This is a genomic window from Pantoea sp. WEP (assembly GCF_041678305.1).
Taxonomy (GTDB): Bacteria; Pseudomonadota; Gammaproteobacteria; order Enterobacterales; family Enterobacteriaceae; genus Pantoea; species Pantoea dispersa.
This window is the reverse complement of the sequence record NZ_JBGNXB010000001.1, coordinates 2,489,630-2,512,301: the sequence shown is the minus strand read 5'-3', so window position 1 is coordinate 2,512,301 and position 22,672 is coordinate 2,489,630. Positions and strand designations below refer to the sequence as shown.

23 protein-coding genes are annotated in these 22,672 nt (G+C 59.0%); 18 read left to right on the top strand and 5 right to left on the bottom strand.

The annotated features are described in order from the left end of the window. Window position 1: 1 nt before the first annotated feature. Window positions 2-922, top strand: a complete 921-nt coding sequence (locus ABVR31_RS11650; RefSeq protein ID WP_336698596.1) for a Gfo/Idh/MocA family oxidoreductase — start codon at window positions 2-4, stop codon at window positions 920-922. A gap of 121 nt (window positions 923-1,043) precedes the next feature. Continuing rightward, window positions 1,044-2,582 carry a murein biosynthesis integral membrane protein MurJ gene (gene murJ, locus ABVR31_RS11645; RefSeq protein ID WP_058759461.1) on the top strand — a complete coding sequence of 513 codons (1,539 nt, stop codon included), beginning with the start codon at window positions 1,044-1,046 and terminating at the stop codon, window positions 2,580-2,582. Between the two features lie 67 nt (window positions 2,583-2,649). Here the strand turns inward: murJ and flgN are convergent, their stop codons facing one another. The 3 genes from flgN to flgA form a co-directional block, all read right to left on the bottom strand. Further along, entirely contained in the window at window positions 2,650-3,081 is a 432-nt protein-coding gene (gene flgN / locus ABVR31_RS11640; RefSeq protein ID WP_141495567.1) for a flagellar export chaperone FlgN, read from the bottom strand. 5 nt (window positions 3,082-3,086) lie between these two features. Next, a complete protein-coding gene (flgM, locus tag ABVR31_RS11635; RefSeq protein WP_058775421.1) occupies window positions 3,087-3,389 on the bottom strand; it encodes a flagellar biosynthesis anti-sigma factor FlgM in 303 nt (100 codons plus the stop codon). Window positions 3,390-3,495: 106 nt separating this feature from the next. Further along, window positions 3,496-4,155, bottom strand: coding sequence for a flagellar basal body P-ring formation chaperone FlgA (gene flgA / locus ABVR31_RS11630; protein WP_021506424.1), 660 nt, complete (start codon window positions 4,153-4,155; stop codon window positions 3,496-3,498). Window positions 4,156-4,309: 154 nt separating this feature from the next. Here flgA and flgB point away from each other — a divergent pair, with 154 nt between their 5' ends. The 11 genes from flgB to flgL all read left to right on the top strand — a co-directional run bounded on the left by flgB (window position 4,310) and on the right by flgL (window position 14,200). Further along, complete coding sequence (gene flgB / locus ABVR31_RS11625) at window positions 4,310-4,723, top strand: flagellar basal body rod protein FlgB (RefSeq protein WP_021506423.1); 414 nt, start codon at window positions 4,310-4,312, stop codon at window positions 4,721-4,723. Window positions 4,724-4,725: 2 nt separating this feature from the next. After that, window positions 4,726-5,130, top strand: coding sequence for a flagellar basal body rod protein FlgC (flgC, locus tag ABVR31_RS11620; protein ID WP_021506422.1), 405 nt, complete (start codon window positions 4,726-4,728; stop codon window positions 5,128-5,130). Between the two features lie 12 nt (window positions 5,131-5,142). Continuing rightward, on the top strand, window positions 5,143-5,817 hold the full coding sequence (flgD, locus tag ABVR31_RS11615; protein WP_021506421.1) for a flagellar hook assembly protein FlgD: 675 nt from the start codon (window positions 5,143-5,145) through the stop codon (window positions 5,815-5,817). A 25-nt stretch (window positions 5,818-5,842) separates the two neighbouring features. Next, window positions 5,843-7,045: a flagellar hook protein FlgE gene (flgE, locus tag ABVR31_RS11610; protein ID WP_021506420.1), complete on the top strand. Its 1,203-nt coding sequence runs from the start codon at window positions 5,843-5,845 to the stop codon at window positions 7,043-7,045. A gap of 20 nt (window positions 7,046-7,065) precedes the next feature. Continuing rightward, on the top strand, window positions 7,066-7,824 hold the full coding sequence (locus ABVR31_RS11605) for a flagellar basal body rod protein FlgF (RefSeq protein ID WP_058759464.1): 759 nt from the start codon (window positions 7,066-7,068) through the stop codon (window positions 7,822-7,824). A 17-nt stretch (window positions 7,825-7,841) separates the two neighbouring features. Continuing rightward, a complete protein-coding gene (flgG, locus tag ABVR31_RS11600) occupies window positions 7,842-8,624 on the top strand; it encodes a flagellar basal-body rod protein FlgG (RefSeq protein WP_021506418.1) in 783 nt (260 codons plus the stop codon). Between the two features lie 62 nt (window positions 8,625-8,686). Next, entirely contained in the window at window positions 8,687-9,397 is a 711-nt protein-coding gene (locus ABVR31_RS11595; RefSeq protein ID WP_021506417.1) for a flagellar basal body L-ring protein FlgH, read from the top strand. A 69-nt stretch (window positions 9,398-9,466) separates the two neighbouring features. Continuing rightward, the gene (locus ABVR31_RS11590) at window positions 9,467-10,516 is read left to right on the top strand and encodes a flagellar basal body P-ring protein FlgI (protein WP_230201060.1); all 1,050 of its coding nucleotides are present in this window, start codon (window positions 9,467-9,469) and stop codon (window positions 10,514-10,516) included. After that, a complete protein-coding gene (gene flgJ / locus ABVR31_RS11585) occupies window positions 10,516-11,457 on the top strand; it encodes a flagellar assembly peptidoglycan hydrolase FlgJ (protein ID WP_021506415.1) in 942 nt (313 codons plus the stop codon). The genes ABVR31_RS11590 and flgJ overlap by 1 nt, the downstream gene beginning before the upstream one ends. 116 nt (window positions 11,458-11,573) lie before the next feature. Beyond that, window positions 11,574-13,217 carry a flagellar hook-associated protein FlgK gene (gene flgK / locus ABVR31_RS11580; protein WP_021506414.1) on the top strand — a complete coding sequence of 548 codons (1,644 nt, stop codon included), beginning with the start codon at window positions 11,574-11,576 and terminating at the stop codon, window positions 13,215-13,217. A gap of 17 nt (window positions 13,218-13,234) precedes the next feature. Further along, on the top strand, window positions 13,235-14,200 hold the full coding sequence (gene flgL, locus ABVR31_RS11575; protein ID WP_059010446.1) for a flagellar hook-associated protein FlgL: 966 nt from the start codon (window positions 13,235-13,237) through the stop codon (window positions 14,198-14,200). 181 nt (window positions 14,201-14,381) lie between these two features. On the opposite strand, the gene rne is transcribed toward flgL, so the two are convergent. Beyond that, a complete protein-coding gene (gene rne, locus ABVR31_RS11570; RefSeq protein ID WP_372772815.1) occupies window positions 14,382-17,660 on the bottom strand; it encodes a ribonuclease E in 3,279 nt (1,092 codons plus the stop codon). A gap of 573 nt (window positions 17,661-18,233) precedes the next feature. Here rne and rluC point away from each other — a divergent pair. Then, window positions 18,234-19,193: a 23S rRNA pseudouridine(955/2504/2580) synthase RluC gene (gene rluC / locus ABVR31_RS11565; RefSeq protein WP_021506411.1), complete on the top strand. Its 960-nt coding sequence runs from the start codon at window positions 18,234-18,236 to the stop codon at window positions 19,191-19,193. Between the two features lie 10 nt (window positions 19,194-19,203). Here the strand turns inward: rluC and ABVR31_RS11560 are convergent, their stop codons facing one another. Continuing rightward, window positions 19,204-19,785, bottom strand: coding sequence for a nucleoside triphosphate pyrophosphatase (locus ABVR31_RS11560; RefSeq protein WP_372774031.1), 582 nt, complete (start codon window positions 19,783-19,785; stop codon window positions 19,204-19,206). A gap of 143 nt (window positions 19,786-19,928) precedes the next feature. Between ABVR31_RS11560 and yceD the strand changes: the two genes are divergently transcribed. Genes yceD through ABVR31_RS11540 form a run of 4 tightly spaced genes read left to right on the top strand, consistent with a single transcriptional unit; the run spans window position 19,929 to window position 22,657 of the window. Continuing rightward, on the top strand, window positions 19,929-20,450 hold the full coding sequence (yceD, locus tag ABVR31_RS11555) for a 23S rRNA accumulation protein YceD (RefSeq protein ID WP_058759469.1): 522 nt from the start codon (window positions 19,929-19,931) through the stop codon (window positions 20,448-20,450). Window positions 20,451-20,464: 14 nt separating this feature from the next. Next, entirely contained in the window at window positions 20,465-20,635 is a 171-nt protein-coding gene (gene rpmF / locus ABVR31_RS11550; RefSeq protein WP_016192161.1) for a 50S ribosomal protein L32, read from the top strand. A gap of 27 nt (window positions 20,636-20,662) precedes the next feature. Next, window positions 20,663-21,703: a phosphate acyltransferase PlsX gene (gene plsX / locus ABVR31_RS11545; protein ID WP_058759470.1), complete on the top strand. Its 1,041-nt coding sequence runs from the start codon at window positions 20,663-20,665 to the stop codon at window positions 21,701-21,703. Beyond that, on the top strand, window positions 21,704-22,657 hold the full coding sequence (locus ABVR31_RS11540) for a beta-ketoacyl-ACP synthase III (protein ID WP_021506407.1): 954 nt from the start codon (window positions 21,704-21,706) through the stop codon (window positions 22,655-22,657). The last annotated feature ends 15 nt before the right edge of the window (window positions 22,658-22,672 follow it).

Genomic DNA, 22,672 nt, shown 5'->3' with positions numbered 1-22,672 from the left:
AATGACGCTGCGTATTGGTGTGGTCGGGCTTGGCGGTATCGCGCAGAAAGCCTGGCTGCCGGTGCTGGCACAGGCCAGTGGCTGGCAGCTGGTGGGCGCGTTCTCGCCCAGCCAGGCCCGGGCGCAGCCGATCTGCGACAGTTACCGTATTCCTTATTTTAGTCAGCTGGATGCGCTGGCGGCGGCCAGCGATGCGGTGTTTGTGCACAGCAGCACCGCCAGCCATTTTGAGGTGGTGCAGGCGCTGCTGCTGGCCGGTAAAGATGTTTGTGTCGATAAGCCGCTGGCCGAAACGCTGCAGCAGGCGGAGACGCTGGTGGCGCTGGCGGAAAAGCGCAAACGCAAACTGATGGTGGCCTTCAACCGGCGCTTTGCACCGCGCTACCAGCAGTTGAAAGCGCAGCTGCCGGGCGCGTCCTCGCTGTGCATTGAGAAACACCGGGCAGACAGCGTCGGCCCGCACGACCTGCGCTTTACCCTGCTGGATGACTATCTGCATGTGGTCGATACCGCGCTGTGGCTGGCCGGCGGCAAGCTCAGGCTGGAGCTCGGCCATATCGACACCCATGATGACGGCGCAATGCTCTACGGTGAGCACCATTTCTCGGCCGGATCGCTGCAAATTACCACCAGTATGCATCGCCGCGCGGGCACGCAGCGTGAAGTGGTCAGCGCCATCTGCGACGGGCGTTACATCGAGATTAATGAGATGCGCGACTGGCGTGAAGAGACGCTTAGCGGCCTGCGCAGTGATGTCCCGCCGGCGTGGCAAAGTCATCTGACCCAGCGTGGCTTCAGCGGTGCGGCACACCATTTTATCCAGTGCGTGGAAAATCAGACGATGCCTGAAACCAGCGGTGAACAGGCGCTGGCGGCGCAGCGTCTGGTGGAAAAACTGTGGCGCGACGCCGTACAGGAATAATCCCTTGTAACACTCAATGCTGGTCATTTCCCACCGCAGCAGTAGACTATCGCCGGACATCGCAGGATGTCCGCGCTAAGTTGCTCATTTATCCGACACTTTTCAGGATGCGCCACTCATTATGAATTTGCTGAAATCGCTGGCTGCGGTCAGTTCGATGACCCTGTTTTCCCGCGTGCTGGGCTTTGCCCGCGACGCCATTGTGGCGCGCGTTTTCGGGGCTGGCATGGCCACCGATGCCTTTTTCGTGGCGTTCAAACTGCCCAATCTGCTGCGCCGTATTTTCGCCGAGGGCGCCTTTTCACAGGCCTTCGTGCCAATTCTTGCCGAATATAAAAGCAAGCAGGGCGAAGACGCCACGCGGGTGTTTGTTGCCTATGTATCAGGCCTGCTGACGCTGGTGCTGGCGGTGGTGACGGTGCTGGGTATGGTCGCTGCGCCCTGGGTGATTGTGGTGACGGCGCCGGGTTTTGCCGATACCGCCGACAAGTTCGCCTTAACCAGTTCGCTGTTGCGCGTCACCTTTCCTTATATTCTGCTGATCTCGCTGGCGTCGCTGGCCGGGGCGATTCTCAACACCTGGAACCGCTTCTCCGTCCCGGCGTTCGCGCCCACGCTGCTGAATATCAGCATGATTGGCTTTGCGCTGTTTGCCGCACCGCACTTCCATCCGCCGGTGATGGCGCTGGCGTGGGCAGTGGTCGTGGGCGGGCTGCTGCAGCTGTTTTATCAACTGCCGCACCTGAAAAAGATTGGCATGCTGGTACTGCCGCGCGTCAACCTGCGCGATGCCGGCGTGTGGCGGGTGATGCGCCAGATGGGCCCGGCGATTCTCGGCGTGTCGGTAAGCCAGATCTCGCTGATCATCAATACCATTTTCGCCTCGTTTCTGGTCTCCGGCTCGGTGTCGTGGATGTACTACGCCGATCGTCTGATGGAGTTTCCCTCTGGCGTGCTGGGCGTGGCGCTCGGCACCATCCTGCTGCCGTCGCTGGCGAAGAGTTTTGCCAGCGGCAACCACGATGAATATTCCCGTCTGATGGACTGGGGCCTGCGTCTGTGCTTCCTGCTGGCGCTGCCGAGCGCGGTTGCGCTGGGCATTCTTTCCGGTCCGCTCACCGTGGCGCTGTTCCAGTACGGCAAATTTACCGCTTTTGATGCGGCGATGACCCAGCGCGCGCTGATTGCCTATTCGGTTGGGCTGATGGGGCTGATCGTGGTGAAAGTGCTGGCGCCGGGCTTTTATTCGCGGCAGGACATCAAAACGCCGGTAAAGATTGCTATCGCCACCTTGATCATGACCCAGCTGATGAACCTGGCGTTTATTGGCCCGCTGAAGCACGCCGGTCTGTCGCTGTCGATTGGTCTGGCGGCCTGCCTGAATGCGGCGCTGCTCTACTGGCAGCTGCGCAAACAGCAAATCTTTCAGCCGCAGCCGGGCTGGCACGGTTTCCTGCTGCGTCTGCTGGTCGCCGTCGCGGTGATGGCTGCTGCGCTGCTGGGCATTCTGCAGGTGATGCCGGCGTGGGAAGAGGGGCAGATGTGGTGGCGGCTACTGCGGCTGGCGGCGGTGTGCGCCATTGGCGGCGGCGCTTACTTCGTGATGCTCGGTTTACTGGGTTTCCGCCCGCGCGATTTTGCCCGCCGCACGGCGGTGTGAGCGCACAATAAAAAAGGGTCGCCCGGCGTGGCGACCCTGATTCAGCGGACCCGCAGCACGGCTGCGTTTAGCCTTTGCGGCTCAGCGTGGCCTGGCCTAAACCACGACCGTCCGGACCGTAGAACGACTGGGTCTGATGCGGTTTCAGCACCGACAGCGCCTGTTCAGTAAAGGTCATTTGATGCTGCAACAGCATGCCATTGTGCTGATTGGCGTCGCGCAGACGCTGGGTATGTTGCTGAATGCTGTGCCAGCGGCGTGCGATATCACTGTGACCACGATAAGGCGCTTTGGTACCCAGCGACAGCTCGGTTTTGCGGCGCATCTCGTCCAGATAATTCAACGTCGTCAGCAGCGCGCTTTTATCTTCTGTAATGCGCTGCAGCAGGTTGCCATTAATCCGTCCGGCAGAAAGTTGCTGCTGCTCTTCATCCATCACGACGTTAAGCGAACCCAGCACATCCTGCATTTTATCTAAGGTGGTCAGCAGATTATCCATCGGGACTATTTACCCTCTAAAAACGCCCTGGTATCGGCGATCAGCGCATCGGCGATCTTACCGGTATCCATTTTCAGTTCACCATTACGAATGGCGGTCTTCAGCTGCTCTACGCGCGCTGTGTTAATATCTTTGCTGCCCGGCTGCATCAGCTGCGCCTGAGCGGGACTCAGCGTCACTTCTGCACCATTCTGGCTGGTGCTGGCGGCCGGTGCGCTGTTCTGACGCACTTTTGCCTGGTTGTCGCTGCTGTCACGGGTTTGTACAGTGCTCACCGGTTTTAAAGGCTGCGTTCTGTCGATACTCATGGTGTGGCTCCTGTTAGGGTCAGTTGGGGATCAGCCAACTGAGTCAGCATAGGGTAATATCATTGTTGATATCTCTATCGGCAGAACAACAGCGTTCTTTAACGCTTTATAGCGATATCAGAATATTCCCATCCTCGCTGACACGACCGCTTACCACCTGGCCATTGCTCATGCGCACGCGCACCGTCTGCGCCGCGCTGGCGTTGTTTAACGCACGACCTTCACTGCTCGCATTAAAGCCGTTGCCGCTGGCAATCACCATCACATTCTGACCGGCTTTCACCCGCCACGGCTGGCGCAGCATGGTGGCCGTCACCGGCTGGCCTGGCGCAATGTCACGCAGGGCAATGGCGTCCGCCAGATTGCTGCTGCTGAGCAGCGCGCGCGCCGGCAGCGTGTCCAGCCGGCCACTTTCCAGGCGGAAATCACTGGCGCTGACGTTGCTGCCGCGCGCCAGCTGACGATTGGCCACCAGATACTCACCGGTCACCTGCACCTGTACCTGCAGATAGCGACGATTCTGGCCGCAGCTGGCGGCAATGCTCAGATTGCCCCACTGGCGACTGTTACCCGGCAGCAGCAGCTGCGGTGTGTCGCAGGCGGGCCACTGCGTCTGCGGCGTGCGGACCACCACGGTCATACCGGCGGCGTGCTGCGGATCGCGTGCCTGAAAGAACTGAGTCAGCTGCGCGCTGAGATCGGCGGCATAGCCGGGCGTCGCGAAGGCCAGCCACAGCAGGGCCAGCAGGGAAGAAGTTGTACGCATCAACGCCTCCTGTCGAAAAGATGGCACTGAGTCTACTCCGCGCACCAAAAATTCAAGGTGAAAAATAGCCACGATTTTTGCTGCTATTCAGACGATAGCCCTTGCTTTTGTCCCATTAAGCTGTCAGCTCGAAATTCTCATTCGCGGAGGAAGCATGCTCGACAAACTCGATGCCGCGCTGCGATTTGGTACAGAAGCATTAAACCTGCGGGCGCAGCGCCAGGAGATTCTGGCGTCTAACATTGCCAACGCCGATACCCCGGGCTACCAGGCGCGGGATATCGACTTTGCCAGCCAGCTGAGCAAGGTGATGCAGAACGGCCGTGCCGAAGGCAGCAGCCTGGCGCTCAATGTCACGTCATCACGTCACATTGAAGCGCAGACCAACTCACAGCCCGCACTGGATCTGCTGTACCGCATTCCCGATCAGCCTGCCGCGGATGGTAACACCGTGGATATGGATCGCGAGCGTACGCAGTTTGCGGATAACAGCCTGAAATACCAAACCGATCTCACCCTCATCAGTAGCCAGATCAAAGGCATGATGAGCGTTCTGCAGGGGCAATAATCATGGCATTGCTGAATATCTTTGATATCGCCGGTTCTGCGATGACCGCACAGTCACAGCGGCTCAACGTCAGCGCCAGTAACCTGGCCAACGCCGACAGCGTCACCGGGCCGGACGGTCAGCCGTACGTGGCGAAGCAGGTGATTTTCCAGACCGATGCCGCTCAGGGCGCGGCCACCGGCGGCGTCAAAGTAGCCGGTGTCGTGAACGACCCGACGCCCGCCAAACTGGTGTATGACCCGGGTAATCCGCTGGCTGACCAGAAAGGCTACGTCAAAATGCCTAACGTCGACGTGGTCGCCGAAACCGTTAACACCATGTCCGCGTCGCGCAGCTATCAGGCCAACGTCGAAGTGCTGAACACGGTGAAGTCAATGATGATGAAAACCCTCACCATGGGTCAGTAACGGAGACGCATTATGAGCCTTGCAGTAGGGATTAAAGACAACCTCGACCCCACGGTCCTCAGCTCCAGCAGCAGCACCGGCAGCGGCAACAGCGCGCAGGATCTGCAAAACCAGTTCCTGAACATGCTGGTGACGCAGCTGAAAAATCAGGACCCGACTAACCCGATGGACAACAGTCAGCTGACAACCCAGCTGACGCAGATCAACACCCTGAGCGGCATTGAAAAACTCAATACCACGCTGGGATCGATCTCCGGTCAGATCAGCACCAGCCAGTCGCTGCAGAGCTCAACGCTGATCGGCCATGGCGTGATGGTGAAGGGCAGCCAGGTGCTGGTCGGCAGCGGCACCAGCACGCCGTTTGGCGTGGAGCTGGGCACCGCGTCGACCGCCACCAGCGTCACCATCAAAGATGGCAACGGCAGCGTAGTGCGCTCTATCGATCTCGGCGGTCTCAGCGCCGGCGTTCACACCTTCTCGTGGGACGGCAAGATGGACGATGGCAGCGCCGCACCGGACGGCAAATATACGGTTTCACTCGCCGCCAGCAATGGCAGCACCCAACTGGTGGCACAGCCGCTGAACTACGCCTATGTCAACGGCGTCAGCACCGTGAATAACACCGCAAAACTGGATCTCGGCACCATGGGCTCCGCGACCCTCGATGAAATTCGTCAGATTCTCTGACTAACCTCTTAGCAGGAGAAATAGCATGTCATTTTCACAAGCGGTGAGCGGCCTGGGCGCTGCCTCCAGCAACCTCGACGTTATTGGTAACAACATCGCCAACTCGGCGACGGCCGGCTTTAAATCCAGCACCATCGCGTTTGCCGATATGTTCGCCGGTTCGAACGTGGGTATGGGTACCAAAGTCGCAGCGGTGATTCAGAACTTTAACGACGGCACCACCACCTCTACCAGCCGTGGGCTGGACGTGGCGCTGAGCGGCAACGGTTTCTTCCGTCTGACCGACGCCAGCGGCGGCGTGTTCTATTCGCGCAACGGCCAGTTCACGCTGGACGAAAACCGTAACCTGGTGAACACCCAGGGCCTGACCGTAACCGGCTATCCGGCTAACGGCACCCCGCCAACCATTCAGGCCGGTGCCAACCCGGTCGCGCTGAGCATTCCGACCACCCAGATGTCGGCGCGCGCCACCACTACCGCCACCATGGTATCCAACCTGAACTCAACCGATGCGGTGCCAACCGGCGGTGCGTTCACGGCAACCAACGTGGATACTTACAACGCCAAAAGCACCGTGACCGTGTACGACTCGCAGGGTAACGACCACGCGCTGGATCTGTACTACGTCAAAACGGCCGACAACAACTGGACGGTGCACGCGATTGATTCCACCACCGGTCAGGCTGCCGGTAACTTCAACATGGTATTCGATACCAGCGGTAACCTGACCTCGGCCAGCACCGTGGCGCTGACCATTCAGGGTGCCAACGGTGCTGCGGCCAACCAGGCGGTCAGCCTCAGCGTGCTCGGCAGCCTGCAGCAGAACACCGGCAAAACCAACTTCGGTAACCCAACCCAGGATGGCTATGCACCGGGCGATCTGACCAGCTACACCATCAACGACGACGGCACCATCACCGGGACTTACTCCAACCAGAAAACCCAGCTGCTGGGTCAGATTGTGCTGGCGAGTTTCTCTAACCCGGAAGGGCTGAAGTCCGAGGGCGATAACGTCTGGTCGGCAACCAACTCCTCGGGCCAGGCGGCAGTCGGTCTGGCAGGCACCGGTACCTACGGCAACCTGACCTCCGGCGCGCTGGAAGCGTCCAACGTCGACCTGAGTAAAGAGCTGGTGAATATGATCGTTGCCCAGCGTAACTATCAGGCCAACAGCCAGACCATCAAAACGCAGGACCAGATTCTTAACACCCTGGTCAACCTTCGTTAATACGCTAACGGGATTGCTTTATGGATCACGCAATATATACCGCGATGGGCGCGGCCAGTCAGACGATGGAGCAACAGTCTGTCACCGCCAGCAACCTCGCCAACGCCTCGACGCCGGGCTTTCGCGCTCAGCTCAATGCGCTGCGCGCGGTGCCGGTCAACGGCTGGTCGCTGCCAACGCGTACGCTGGTGGCCGCTTCCACACCGGGGGCCGATATGTCGCAGGGCTCGCTCGATTACACCGAGCGTCCGCTCGATGTGGCGGTGCAGCAGGATGGCTGGCTGGCGGTGCGTACCGCTGACGGCAGTGAAGCTTATACCCGCAACGGTAACATGCAGATCAGCCCGACCGGCCAGCTGACCATTCAGGGCAATCCCGTGATGGGTGATGGCGGTCCGATTGCCGTGCCGCAGGGCGCGCAACTGACCATTGCCGCCGACGGCTCCATCACCGCGCTGAACGCCGGTGACGCGCCGAACGCCACGGTGCAGCTCGGACGGCTGAAGCTGGTACGTGCCACAGGCCAGGAACTGACGCGCGGTGATGACGGCATGTTCCGTCCCAGCGCCGCCACTCAGGCACAGCGCGGCGCGGCGCTGCCGAATGACGCGACCGTGCAGGTGATGCCGGGCGTGCTGGAGGGCAGCAACGTGAAGCCCGTGGAAACCATGGTCGACATGATCGCCAACGCCCGACGTTTTGAGATGCAGATGAAAGTGATCTCCAACGTCGATGAAAACGAACAGCGGGCTAATCAGCTGCTCAATATGAGCAGCTAAGGCTTAAGGAAAAAACAATGATTCGTTCTTTATGGATCGCGAAAACCGGTCTTGACGCACAGCAGACCAACATGGACGTCATCGCCAACAACCTGGCGAACGTCAGCACCAACGGCTTTAAGCGTTCACGCGCGGTGTTCGAAGACCTGATGTACCAGACCCTGCGTCAGCCGGGTGCGCAGTCGTCAGAACAGACCACGCTGCCGTCGGGCCTGCAGATCGGTACCGGTGTGCGTCCGGTGACCACCGAACGTCTGCACAACCAGGGCAACCTGTCGCAGACCAGCAACTCAAAAGATGTGGCGATTAATGGTCAGGGCTATTTCCAGGTGCAGATGCCGGACGGTACGTCGGCGTATACCCGCGACGGCTCGTTCCAGGTGGATCAGAACGGCCAGCTGGTGACCAACGCCGGTTTCCCGGTGCAACCAGGCATCACTATTCCGGCGAACGCCACCAGCATCACCATTGCGCGTGACGGCGTGGTGACGGTGACACAGCAGGGGCAGACGCAGCCGGCGCAGGTTGGCCAGCTGACGCTCAGCACCTTCATGAATGATGCCGGACTGGATAGCGTCGGGGAAAACCTCTATCAGGAAACCCAGGCCTCCGGCGCGCCGACCGAAAGCACGCCGGGCCAGAACGGGGCCGGTCTGCTGTATCAGGGTTACGTGGAAACCTCCAACGTCAACGTGGCGGAAGAGCTGGTGACCATGATCCAGACGCAGCGCGCTTATGAGATCAACAGCAAAGCGATCAGCACCTCCGATCAGATGCTGCAGAAGTTAACCCAGCTCTAATGCCGGGATCGTTGGGCCAGCGCGTCTGGCCCGATTAAGAACATGAAAAAGGTCAGAACTCCGTGGCGAAGCAAGTGATTCTCAAGCCTGGGCATTGGTTAGTAGCCACGCTGCTACTGACCCTTAACGGTTGTGCGCTGGTGCCGCGCACGCCACTGGTACAGGGTGCGACGACGGCTGAGCCGACGCCATCCGCACCGCCGGTGGTGAACGGTTCCATTTTTCAGGGCGTGGCGCCGCTCAACTACGGCTATCAGCCGCTGTTTGAGGATCGTCGTCCACGTAACATTGGTGACACCCTGACCATTACGCTGCAGGAAAACGTCAGCGCCAGCAAAAGCTCTTCAGCGAACGCCAGCCGCGACGGCAGCAACAGCTTTGGCCTGAGCGCCATCCCAACCGGCCTGGCCGGACTGGTGGGCGCCGGCGGCGAAAAAGCCGCGCTCGACGCCAACGGCAAAAACGATTTCGCTGGCAAAGGTGGCGCAACCGCCAACAACACCTTTACCGGCACCATCACCGTCACCGTTAACCAGGTGCTGTCGAACGGCAACCTGCGCGTGGTCGGCGAGAAACAGATTGAAATCAACCAGGGCACCGAATTTATTCGCTTCTCTGGCGTAGTGAACCCGCGCACCATCAGCGCCAGCAACGCGGTGCTGTCAACGCAGGTCGCCGATGCACGTATTGAGTACGTCGGTAACGGTTATATCAATGAGGCGCAGACCATGGGCTGGTTCCAGCGCTTCTTCCTGAACGTCTCGCCGATGTAAGAGGTCATGATGAAAAACACTACACTGCTGCGTTTGGGCCTGGGCCTGTTGCTCGGCATCAGCAGCCTGATGGCGCAGGCCGATCGCATCCGCGATCTCACCAGCGTGCAGGGCGTACGCGATAACCAGCTGATTGGTTACGGTCTGGTGGTTGGCCTTGATGGCACCGGTGACCAGACCACCCAGACGCCGTTCACCACGCAAACGGTGAGTAACATGCTGTCGCAGCTGGGCATCACCGTGCCTGCTGGCACCAACATGCAGCTGAAAAACGTGGCGGCGGTGATGGTCACCGCCAAACTGCCGTCGTTTGCCCGTCAGGGACAGACGGTTGACGTGGTGGTGTCCTCTCTGGGTAACGCCAAAAGCTTGCGCGGCGGTACGCTGCTGATGACGCCGCTGAAGGGCGTCGATAACCAGGTTTACGCGCTGGCGCAGGGTAACATTCTGGTCGGCGGGGCGGGAGCCTCGGCCGGCGGCAGCAGCGTGCAGGTTAACCAGCTCAACGGCGGCCGCATTACCGGTGGCGCCACCGTGGAACGTGAGCTGCAGAGCAACTTCGGCAGCCAGAACACCATCAACCTGCAGCTTAACAACGAAGATTTCACCATGGCGCAGCGCATTGCTGATGCCATCAACAGCCGTGGCGTGGGGTCAGCGCTGCCGCTGGACGCCCGTACCGTGCAAATCCGCGTGTCGCCGAATAACAGCTCGCAGGTACGTCTGCTGGCGGAGATCCAGAACATCGACGTGTCGGTGCCGCTGGAAGACGCCAAAGTGATCATTAACTCGCGCACCGGTTCGGTGGTGATGAATCGCGAAGTGACGCTCAACACCTGTGCGGTGGCGCAGGGCAACCTGTCGGTCACGGTTAACCAGCAGCAGAACGTCAGCCAGCCGGATACGCCGTTTGCCGGTGGTCAGACGGTTGCCACCACGCAAACGCAGATCGATCTGCGTCAGAGCGGTGGCGCGCTGCAGCGGGTTAACGCCAGTGCCAACCTGAACAACGTAGTGCGGGCGCTGAATGCGCTGGGTGCGACACCGATTGAGCTGATGTCGATTCTGCAATCGATGGAGAGCGCGGGCTGCCTGCGCGCGAAGCTGGAAATTATCTGATGACCGATACGCAATCGCTGATGAACGCGGCGTATGACAGCCGCTCGCTGAACGAACTGAAACGCCAGGCTGCCGTGGACCCGAAAGGCAAAGCGCTGCAGGTGGCGAAGCAGGTCGAAGGGATGTTCGTGCAGATGATGCTGAAGAGCATGCGTGAAGCGCTGCCGCAGGATGGCATGCTGAGCAACGATCAGACGCGGCTTTACACCTCGCTTTACGATCAGCAGATTGCGCAGGAAATCGGCAAGCGCGGACTGGGTCTGGCCGACACCATTGTCAAACAGATGCAGCCGGCGCAGGCACCGGACGAAAGCGCCGGTACCGTGCCGATGAAACTGGATAACAGCTTCATCTATAGCAGCATGGCGCCCACGCAGCTGGAGCAGATGGTGCGCAAAGCGGTGCCGCGTCTGCCGGTCTCGCCGGCCAGCCTGCCGGGTGACAGCAATGAGTTTATCGCCCAGCTGGCGCAGCCGGCGAAAGTGGCCAGCCAGCAGAGCGGCATTCCTCACCATCTGATTCTGGCGCAGGCGGCACTGGAGTCCGGCTGGGGCCAGCGGCAGATCCTGACGCGCGACGGCAAGCCGAGCTACAACGTGTTCGGGATCAAAGCCAGCGGCGACTGGAAGGGCGAAACCACCGACATCATGACCACGGAATACGAGGGCGGTGAAGCGAAGAAAGTGCGCGCCACCTTCCGCGTTTATGGCTCCTATTTCGAAGCGCTCAGCGACTACGTCCGATTGATTTCCAGCAACCCGCGTTATGCGGCGGTGGCGAATGCACCGAGCGCCGAGCAGGGCGCGCGCGCGCTGCAGGCGGCCGGTTACGCGACTGACCCGAAATATGCGCAGAAACTGGTAGGAATGATCCAGCAATTCAAAAACATGGGCGAAAAAGTGGTTAAGGCTTACAGCCAGGATTTCACCGACCTGTTCTGATTTTTCCGCTCAAGTTTCGCTTAAGCACGCCGATAACCTTCACATGCCGCGGGCGTTGTGGCCCGCGCAATCGCACTGATGACTGCCAGCCCGGTTAACGGGAAAAAGGAACCGAGATGTCCAGCATAATTAACTCCGCGATGAGCGGGCTGAGCGCCGCACAGGCCGCATTAAGCACCACCAGTAACAACATCAGTAATTACACCGTGGCCGGTTATTCGCGCCAGACGATTTTGCTGTCGCAGGCCAACAGCACGCTGCAGGGCAGCAACTATTATGGCAACGGTGTCAACGTGACCGGCGTGCAGCGTGAATACGATGAGTTTATTACCGCCCAGCTGCGCGGTAACAGCGCCAACTACAGCGCGGTCAATTCACAGTACAACCAGATTTCGAATATTGATGATCTGCTGTCGACGTCGACCACCAGCCTGTCTGATTCGATTCAGAGCTTTTTCACTAACGTGCAGAACGTGGTGAGTAACGCGGACGATCCTTCTGCGCGTCAGTCTATGCTGAGCTATGCGCAGGGACTGGTAAACCAGTTCCAGACCACCGCACAGTATCTGACCAGCATGCAAAACAGCGTCAATACGGACATCAAAGCCAGCGTCGAGCAGATCAACACCTACTCCAGCCAGATTGCCGATCTCAACACGCAGATCGCCAAGCTGACCACCGGCGGCGGCTCTGCGCCTAACGACCTGCTCGATCAGCGCGATCAGCTGGTCAATAACCTGAATGGCCTGGTCGGCGTGAACGTTTCGCAGCAGGACGGTAACTACATCGTCTCGATGGGTAACACCACGCTGGTCAACGGCAGCAAAACCACCTCGCTGATCGCCATGCCTTCCAGCAGCGATGCGTCGCGCATTACCGTGGGCTATGTCGATAAGCAGGCCGGTAACGTTGAGATCCCGGAAAAAACGCTGACCACCGGTTCGCTCGGGGGCCTGCTGGCATTCCGTACCCAGGATCTGGATAACGCGCAGAACCAGCTCGGGCAGCTGGCAGCGGCATTCACCACCAGCTTCAACCAGGTGCACAGCCAGGGCTATGACAGCAAAGGCAACACCGGCATCAACTTCTTCAATATTGGTAGCCCGACAGTGGTGACCAACAGCAAAAACACCTCTGCCGCTACCGTTAGTGCCAGCTGGACCGACACCGGGGCGATGAAAGCCTCTAACTACAGCGTGAGCTATGACGGCAGCAACTGGTCGGTGACGCGTCTTTCGGACAACGTGAAAGTGACGCCGACCATGGGCAGCGACGGTGCCGGCAATACCACCATGAGCTTTGACGGACTGTCATTAACGGTGAACGGAACGGCTAACGCCAAAGACAGCTTCCTGGTCAAACCGGTGCAGGATGTGATTAGCGGCATGTCAGTGGCTATCACCAGTGAATCGCAGATCGCGGCAGCTTCGGCTGCGGGTGGCGCCAGCGATAACCGTAATGCGCAAAAGCTGCTGGACCTGCAGGATGCCAAACTGATTAACGGTAACGCCACGCTGGCGCAGGGTTATGCCAGCCTGGTGAGCACCGTTGGCAACAAAACCAAAAACCTCGAAACCGCCGCGACCACCCAGAAGGGCGTGGTGACGCAGCTGACCGAACGTCAGCAGTCGGTTTCTGGCGTAAACCTCGACGAAGAGTACGCCAACCTGAGCAAATATCAGCAATTTTACATGGCGAACGCGCAGGTACTGCAAACCGCCAATACCATTTTCGATGCTCTGATGAGCATTCGCGGTTAATACGGGAGGCCTGACCGATGAGACTCAGTACCAATATGATTTTCGACCAGCAGGTGCGCGGCGTCACTGACGCGCAATCCTCCTGGCTGAAAGCGGGTGAACAACTGTCAACCGGTCGCCGCGTGACCAATCCGTCTGACGATCCGATCGCCGCTTCGCGCGCCGTGGTGCTGTCGCAGACGCAGGCGCGCGACAGCCAGTTCGCGCTGGCGCGTTCGTTCGCGAATCAGGGACTGTCGCTGGAAGAGAGCACGCTGAGTGATGTCACGACGGCGATTCAGTCGGCGCAATCCACGCTGATCAGCGCCGGTAACGGCTCGCTGAGTGACGATGACCGCGCGTCTTATGCTACCCAACTGGAGGGCATTCGCTCGCAGTTGCTCAACCTGGCCAACAGCAAAGACGGCAACGGCCGCTACCTGTTTGCCGGCTATGCGTCCGACAAGCCCCCGTTCACCGAAGATGCCAGCGGTAAAATCATCTATAGCGGTGGCAGCGACGCGATCACCCAGAAAGTCGACAGCGAACGCACCATGACGGTGGGCCATACTGGTAATTCAATTTTTGACCAGCTGACCAGCAACGCCAAGCCGGAGCCGGATGGCAGCGCCAGCCAGACTAACCTGTTCGATATGCTGGATGACGCCATTGCGGCGCTGAAAGTGCCGCAGAATGACGCTGACGATGCCACTAAACAGACCTTCAGCGCGGCGATGGACAAGGCCAACCGTGGCTTCAGCAACTCGCTGAACAACGTGCTGGCGGTGCGTTCTGAGATTGGTACCCAGCTGGACGAACTGGATACGCTGGATGCAAAAGGTGACGACCGCAAGGTGACGCTGAAAGATCAGATGAGCACGCTGGTTAATGTCGATTACACCGAAGCCATTTCTACCTACACCATGCAGCAGCAGCTGCTGCAGGCGTCGTACACCACCTTTAGCGATATGTCGAAGATGTCGCTGTTCCAGATGAATAAATAAACCTGACTGTTTGAGCGTACTTAAACCGGGTACGCTTAGTTTTTCCCACTGCCTGCGAGGGCCGTGGGATTTTTTTTGGCTTTTATTCAGAGTGTTCAATCAGGTGGGAGGGGAGAATGCGGGCAATAAAAAACCCCGGACCAGCCGGGGTTTGGAGACGGTAGTGCTCTACAGCAGAGACTTACGCGCTTTCCGGACGGGTAGCCGGTGCGGTAGCCTGATGCGTGGCGCTGTGACCACCGGCTGAACCGCGTCCTTCGAAGTTGAAGGCCGGACGGACCCAGTCACTGTGGCGCACGGGCTCAGGTTCCCATGCCGGTGCCGGTGCTTTGGTCATCGGCGCCGTAGCGTGATGCTTGAAGCGGGTCTCAGCATGGCTGACCCCGGTATCACGGGCGGCAACCGGTGCGTGCGGTTCGGTGACCGGCGCGACAGGTACTTCGGCCGCTACCGGCGCGGAAAGCACCTCTTCTACCTGCGCTTCGACTGCGGGTGACACCTCGATCGGAGCCTGTTCCGCTGCGCTAACCGCTTCGGTAACCACTTGCTGCGTCTCTTCGGCAGGCGTAACAGCCGGTTGCGCTTCTGCTGCGGTTTCCTGTGCAACCGCTTCATCGGCTGCGGAAATCACTGCTGGCTGGTGATCAACCGGTGCCGCCACTGGCGTCAGGTCATCAGTATTCACCACCGGCACCTCAGTGTGCGCCTGTGGTTCAGCCTGATGCACCACTTCTGGCGCTGGCGTTTCGGGCTGTGCCACGGCTGTGGCTTCGACAGCCACAGGCAGTTCTTCCGCCGGCGCGGCATCCTGATAGCCATAGTCTGGCATTTCGTTCAGCGCCTGGTTAGAAGTGAAGTGCTCGTGAGTCTGCGTGACCGGATAGGTGATCCACACTTTGCCTGACGCCATCTCTGGTGAGGCAGCTGCTGTTTCCAGCGGCATCGCAGACTGCGTAGGGTAACGCTCGTCACGATAGCGACGACGACGCTGACCGCTGACGCGCAGATGACGCGGTGAGCGACGTGAACGGCGCGGCATGTTGGCCCCGTCACGGTTCTCGCTGTCATCCTGCTCATCCTGAGCGGTTTCGGCTTGCTCTTTCAGCTGGGCGCGCTGGCTGTTTTCCTGCACCGCTTCAGTAACGGCAGCGGCAGGCAGCTCAGCAGGCATCGCGTCAGCGTTGTCACCTACGCGCACGCGCTGACTGAGCTGGCGCTGTTTGCGACGTGGCATAACCTGAACGCGTTCGTCTTCCTGCGCAACGCTGTCATCAACGCTATCAACAACAGGCACCTGCTCAGCAACCTGCGGTTCCTGCTGCGCACGTTTCTCTTCCTGACGACGACGCTGGCGCTCAGCACGCTGTTCGCGACGCTGTTGCTGCTGCTCATCACGCTGCTGCAGTTGCTCTTCAGTCAGCGCCGGACGCTCGCCGCGCGCGTCATTCTGACGCTTGTTACGGCGGTTATCCTGATCGCGTGGCTCGCGGGCTTCACGAGGCTCACGGGGTTCCCGCGGCTCGCGCGCTTCACGTGGCTCACGGCCTTCACGGCTCTGCGCATGCTCACCGTTACGCGGCGTGCGCTCGCGGCGATTGTTGTTGTTGCGGCGATTGTTACGACGCTCACCACGCTGCTGCGTATTCTCACCGTCAGCCGTTTTCGCTTCGGTCTTCTCTTCAGCAGGGGCTGCGGCGGGCGCATCACCGGCAAACAGTTTTTTCAGGCCACCCAGCAGGCGCGCAACAAAACCGGTGCTGACCGTCGCGTGTGCTGCGACCGCCGGTTTGGTTTTGACGTCAACCGCTGCCGGCTGGCTCTCTTCGCTCACTTCAACCGGAGCCGGTGGTGCATCCGGCATCACGAAGGCGGCCAGTGCTGGCTGCTCCGGACGACGACGCTCAGCGTGCTCTTCTTCCGAAGGCAGCGCCATCTCAGCTTCATGCAGTTTCGGCAGGTGATAGGAGAGGGTCTGCGTCTCTTCACCTTTGCGCACGCGCAGCACCGAGTAGTGCGGCGTTTCCATCTGATCGTTTGGCACGATGATGGCACGCACGCCGCCCTGACGTTTCTCAATCGCACTGACCGCTTCACGTTTTTCGTTCAGCAGGTAAGAGGCCACCTGAACCGGCACAATGGCGTGCACTTCTTTGGTGTTGTCTTTCAGCGCTTCTTCTTCAATCAGACGCAGGATCGACAGCGACAGCGATTCGTTATCACGAATGGTGCCGGTACCGCTACAGCGCGGGCAGACGTGATGGCTGGACTCACCCAGTGACGGGCTGAGGCGCTGACGCGACATCTCCAGCAGACCAAAGCGCGAAATGTGGCTGATCTGGATACGCGCCCGATCCTGACGTACCGCTTCACGCAGACGGTTTTCCACGGCGCGCTGATGGCGCACAGGCGTCATATCGATGAAGTCGATAACAATCAGACCACCGAGGTCGCGCAGACGCAGCTGACGGGCAATCTCGTCGGCGGCTTCCAGGTTGGTGTTGAAGGCGGTCTCTTCGATATCGCCACCGCGTGTCGCGCGGGCGGAGTTGATATCGATGGCGGTCAGCGCTTCGGTGCTGTCGATAACGATAGAACCGCCGGACGGCAGACGCACTTCGCGCTGGAACGCCGATTCAATCTGCGATTCGATCTGGTAATGGCTGAACAGCGGAATTTCACCGGTGTACAGTTTGATTTTGCTGCTGAAGTCCGGACGACCGAGCGCGGCGATGTGCTGACGCGCCAGCTCCAGCACTTTCGGGTTATCGATAAGGATTTCACCGATATCCTGACGCAGGTAGTCGCGGAAGGCGCGCACAATCACGTTACTTTCCTGATGAATCAGGAACGGTGCCGGGCGGCTGTCTGCGGCTTTTTTGATGGCTTCCCAGTGCTTCAGACGGAAGCTGAGGTCCCACTGCAGCGATTCGGCAGATTTGCCGACGCCAGCGGTACGCACGATCAGGCCCATGCCGTCCGGCAGCTCCAGCGCTGAGAGCGCCTCTTTCAGCTCGGTACGGTCATCACCTTCGATACGGCGGGAAATGCCGCCAGCGCGCGGGTTGTTGGGCATCAGCACCAGATAGCTACCGGCCAGCGAAATAAAGGTGGTCAGTGCTGCCCCTTTATTACCGCGCTCCTCTTTATCGATTTGTACGATCACTTCCTGGCCTTCACGCAGCACATCTTTGATGTTCGGACGGCCATGCGCGTTGTAATTAGCAGGGAAGTATTCGCGGGAAATTTCTTTCAGAGGGAGGAAACCGTGACGCTCGGCACCGTAATCAACAAACGCAGCTTCGAGGCTGGGTTCAATACGGGTGATTTTACCTTTGTAGATGTTGGCTTTTTTCTGCTCGTGTCCGGGGCTTTCGATATCCAGATCGTACAGACGTTGTCCGTCAACAAGGGCAACGCGCAACTCCTCCTGCTGAGTTGCGTTGATTAACATTCTTTTCATCGTGACTTACTCGTTATTCTCACATGAGTGATAAAGCTGCGGGCATCGTTACCCTGGACGAGAATCAACCGATGGCCCCGTGTCTGCATGCACTGACGTCAACCTCACGGTTGTCGGCGGCTAAAGGGGCGCAAATCTTGTCGGTGGCCTGTTTTTCATAAGGAAAACCAGCGCCTGAAGGTGGAAGTGCTACAGAGTATTCAAAAATCCACACATCCCAGTCTGTCGTCCAGGCCGCAACCCGCAGCCCGCTAAGTGCCTGATTAAACATCACGTCTTACGCCATTGCTGCGTGTCCGTTTCATCCGGCAAAATACCTTAATTTCGCTCTTTTTCCTGCCTGACTCTTTCCAGGACAGAAACCTCTGCATTATTCCATTGCTTAGCAACTTATAGCAAGGCGACTTTTACCGAGCTGTGAAGTTTGTTCATCCTTAACCTGTTCATTTGCAGGGGTAATCATCGCATCGTTGAAAAAGCCAGCGTTCTGGCCGCGTAACGCGGCGATAAAGTCAGAGTTAAGCACAGAAAAAGGGGTGGCGCTATCCGGGGACACTATTTAGAATCGCCGCCATGAAAACAGAGAATCCCGGCGTACAGTTTGTCGCCATCACGGCTGAAAATGCCGGTCAACGCATTGATAACTTTTTGCGCACCCAGCTGAAAGGGGTGCCGAAAAGCATGATTTACCGCATTCTGCGTAAAGGCGAGGTGCGGGTGAATAAGAAGCGCGTAAAACCTGAATATAAGCTGGAAGACGGCGACGAAGTGCGTGTGCCGCCGGTGCGCGTGGCCGAGCGTGAAGAGCAGGCGGTGTCGCCCAAACTGGATAAAGTGGCGGCGCTGGAGTCGTGCATTCTGTATGAAGACGATTATCTGCTGGTGCTGAACAAACCGTCCGGCACCGCGGTGCACGGCGGCAGCGGGCTGAGCTTCGGCGTGATTGAAGGGCTGCGCGCGCTGCGCCCGGAGGCGCGTTTCCTTGAACTGGTGCACCGTCTCGATCGTGACACGTCCGGCATTTTGCTGGTGGCGAAGAAGCGCTCGGCGCTGCGTTCACTGCACGAGCAGCTGCGTGAGAAGGGTATGCAGAAGGATTATCTGGCGCTGGTGCGCGGCGACTGGCCATCGCATCTGAAAGTGGTGCAGGCACCGCTGCTGAAAAACATTCTGCAAAGCGGCGAGCGCGTGGTGCGGGTCAGCGCCGAGGGCAAGCCGTCAGAAACGCGCTTCAAAGTTGAAGAACGTTTTGGCCTGGCGACATTAGTTAAAGCCAGTCCGGTGACCGGACGTACGCATCAGATTCGCGTGCATACCCTGCATGGCGGGCACCCGATTGCCTTTGACGATCGCTATGGCGATCGCGAATTCGATCGCCAGCTGGCACCAACCGGTCTGGCGCGGCTGTTCCTGCATGCTGCCGCACTGACGTTTACCCATCCCAACACCGGCGAAAGCCTGCGTATGGAAGCGCCGCTGGATAAGGCACTGAAGCACTGCCTGTCCCAGCTGCGCCAGCAGAAAAAAGCCTGACAGCGTGGCATCAGCCCAGCGGGTTGATGCCCGCCTGCCTTAGCAGGCCATTCAGCGCGATCAGCGGTAAGCCAATCAGGCTATTGGGATCGCGCCCCTCCAGCCGTTCGAACAGACAAATCCCCAGTCCCTCACTTTTGAAACTGCCGGCGCACTGCAGCGGCTGCTCCAGCTCGACGTAGCGCGCGATCTCTGCCGCGCTCAGTTGCCGAAAATGCACGGTAAAGGGTTCACATAGCACATGCTGCTGCGCGCTGGCGGGGTGAATCAGCGCCAGGCCGGTATAAAAGGTAATGGCTTTGCCGCTCGCCAGCGCCAACTGCTGGCTGGCGTTCTCTGCGGTATGCGGCTTGCCGGCGATTTGTCCGTCCAGTACACAGACCTGATCGGACCCAATGATCCAGTGCGCAGGATAGCGCGCGGCCAGCGCCTGCGCTTTGGCAATGGCCAGCCGCTGCACCAGCTGCGGCGCGGCTTCTCCCGGCAGCGGCGTTTCATCGCTTTCAGGGGCGGCAGTGATAAACGGCAGGCCGAGCTTGCGCAGCAGCGCCTGACGGAACGGAGAGGTTGAGGCTAAAACCAGCGGTGTCATCATTTTTTTGCAGAAGTGATAGCGTAAAGATGACAGGCATTTTAAACTATGCGCCGCACTGGATGCGACTAACGGGTGAAAGATGCTGTAAACCGGCCTTTTTCTTTGACTCTATGACGTTACAAAGTTAATATGCGCGCCCTATGCAAAAGGTAAAATTACCCCTGACGCTCGATCCGGTCCGCGCCGCGCAAAAACGCCTGGATTATCACGGTGTTTACGCACCTGAATTGGTGGCGCGCCTGGCCGAAACGGTCGTGAGTGTGGACAGTGATGTGGAATGTGCCATGTCGTTTGCGGTTGACAACCAGCGCCTCGCGGTTCTGCAAGGAACAGCCGATGTGCAGGTAACGTTGTTATGTCAACGCTGCAACCAACCGTTCCCGCATGCTGTGCACGTAAGCTATTGCTTCAGTCCTGTCTCTTCTGATGAGCAGGCCGAGGCACTGCCGGAAGCCTACGAGCCGGTCGATGTCAACGATTTCGGTGAAATCGACCTGCTGGCGGTGATCGAAGATGAACTCATCCTCGCGCTGCCGGTCGTTCCGGTGCATGATTCTGAACACTGTGAAGTGTCCGACGCGGACATGGTCTTTGGCCAGCTGCCTGAAGAGGCGGAAAAACCAAACCCATTTGCCGTATTAGCCAGTTTAAAGCGTAAGTAATAGGAGTAAGGTCCATGGCCGTACAACAGAATAAACCAACCCGTTCTAAGCGTGGTATGCGTCGTTCGCACGATGCGCTGACCACTACCACTCTGTCAGTAGATAAAGTTTCTGGTGAAACTCATCTGCGTCACCATATCACTGCGGATGGTTACTACCGCGGTCGCAAGGTTATCACCAAGTAATTCTTTGCGGTTACGCAAGGCGATACCTTGACACGTTTGACCCTGGCAGTTGATGCCATGGGCGGGGACTTCGGTCCCTGCGTGACAGTGCCTGCAGCCTTGCAGGCACTGGCCTCTCATTCGCAGCTGGTTCTTCTTCTGGTCGGCGATCCCGACATCATCTCGTCATTTCTTGCCAAAGCGGATTCCTCGTTACTGGGGCGTGTGCAGGTAATCCCTGCCGAATCGGTTATTGCAAGTGATGCCAAACCCTCGCAGGCGATTCGTAACAGCCGCGGCAGCTCCATGCGCGTGGCGTTAGAGCTGGTGAAAGAGGGGAAAGCGCAGGCGTGCGTCAGTGCCGGCAATACCGGTGCGCTGATGGGCCTGGCAAAATTATTACTGAAGCCGCTGGATGGCATTGAGCGTCCGGCGTTGATGACCGTGCTGCCGCATCAGCAGCACGGCAAGACGGTGGTGCTGGATCTGGGCGCTAACGTTGATTCCGACAGTGAAATGCTGGTGCAGTTTGCCGTGATGGGTGCGGTGATGGCGGAAGAAGTGCTGGAAATCAGCCAGCCGCGCGTCGCGCTGCTCAACATTGGTCAGGAAGAGACGAAGGGGCTGGAGACGATTCGCGCCGCATCGGCGGTGCTGCGGGCCTCGCCGCAGATCAACTATATTGGTTACCTTGAGGGGAACGATCTCCTCACCGGCAAGACGGATGTGCTGGTCTGTGATGGCTTCGTGGGTAATGTCACGTTGAAGACCATGGAAGGCGTGGTAAGAATGTTTCTTTCTCTGCTCAAATCGTCAGGTGAAGGAAAAAAACGGGCCTGGTGGCTGAAATGGCTGGGACGCTGGATCCAAAAGCGTCTGGCTAAACGTTTCGGTCATCTCAACCCCGACCAGTACAATGGCGCTTGTCTGTTAGGATTGCGCGGGACAGTGATCAAGAGCCACGGCGCGGCGAATCAACGCGCGTTTGCCGTGGCGATAGAACAGGCAGAGCAGGCGGTGCGCAAGCAAGTTCCCGAGAGAATTGCCGCGCGCCTTGACGCTGTATTAGCCAGGAGTGACAAAGCGTAGATGTTTACCAAAATTATCGGTACGGGCAGCTATTTGCCTGAGCAGGTTCGCAGCAACGCGGACCTGGAAAAAATGGTGGAGACTTCGGACGAGTGGATTGTCACCCGGACCGGTATTCGTGAACGTCGCATTGCGGCACCGGATGAAACGGTAGCCAGCATGGGCTTCACCGCTGCCCAGCGTGCGCTGGAGATGGCGGGCGTGGCAGCCAGCGACGTTGGCCTGATCATCGTGGCAACCACCTCGTCCAGCCACGCCTTCCCGAGCTCAGCGTGCATGATTCAGCAGATGCTGGAAATCAACGACTGCGCCGCCTTCGATCTCGCCGCCGCCTGTGCCGGTTTTACCTATGCACTGAGCGTGGCCGATCAATACATCAAAAACGGTGCGGTGAAGCACGCGCTGGTGATCGGCGCGGATGTGCTGGCTCGCACCCTCGATCCTGACGATCGCGGCACCATCATCCTGTTTGGTGATGGCGCGGGTGCCGTGGTGCTCGGCGCAAGCGAAGAAGCGGGCATTCTCTCCACGCATCTGCATGCCGATGGCCGCTACGGTAAGCTGCTGACGCTGCCGTACCAGGATCGCGCGCATCAGGATGAGCCGGCTTACCTCACCATGGCCGGCAACGAAGTATTTAAAGTCGCGGTCACTGAGCTGGCGCATATCGTCGATGAAACGCTGCAGGCGAATAATCTCGATCGTGAACAGCTTGACTGGCTGGTGCCGCATCAGGCTAACCTGCGCATCATCAGCGCCACCGCCAAAAAGCTCGGCATGGGCATGGATAAAGTGGTGGTGACGCTGGATCGACACGGCAACACCTCGGCAGCGTCGGTGCCAAGCGCGCTGGACGAAGCGGTACGTGATGGCCGCATCAAGCCCGGACACCTGATTTTGCTCGAGGCCTTTGGTGGCGGTTTCACCTGGGGCTCGGCGCTGGTTCGCTTTTGATTGACAGGAACGCAA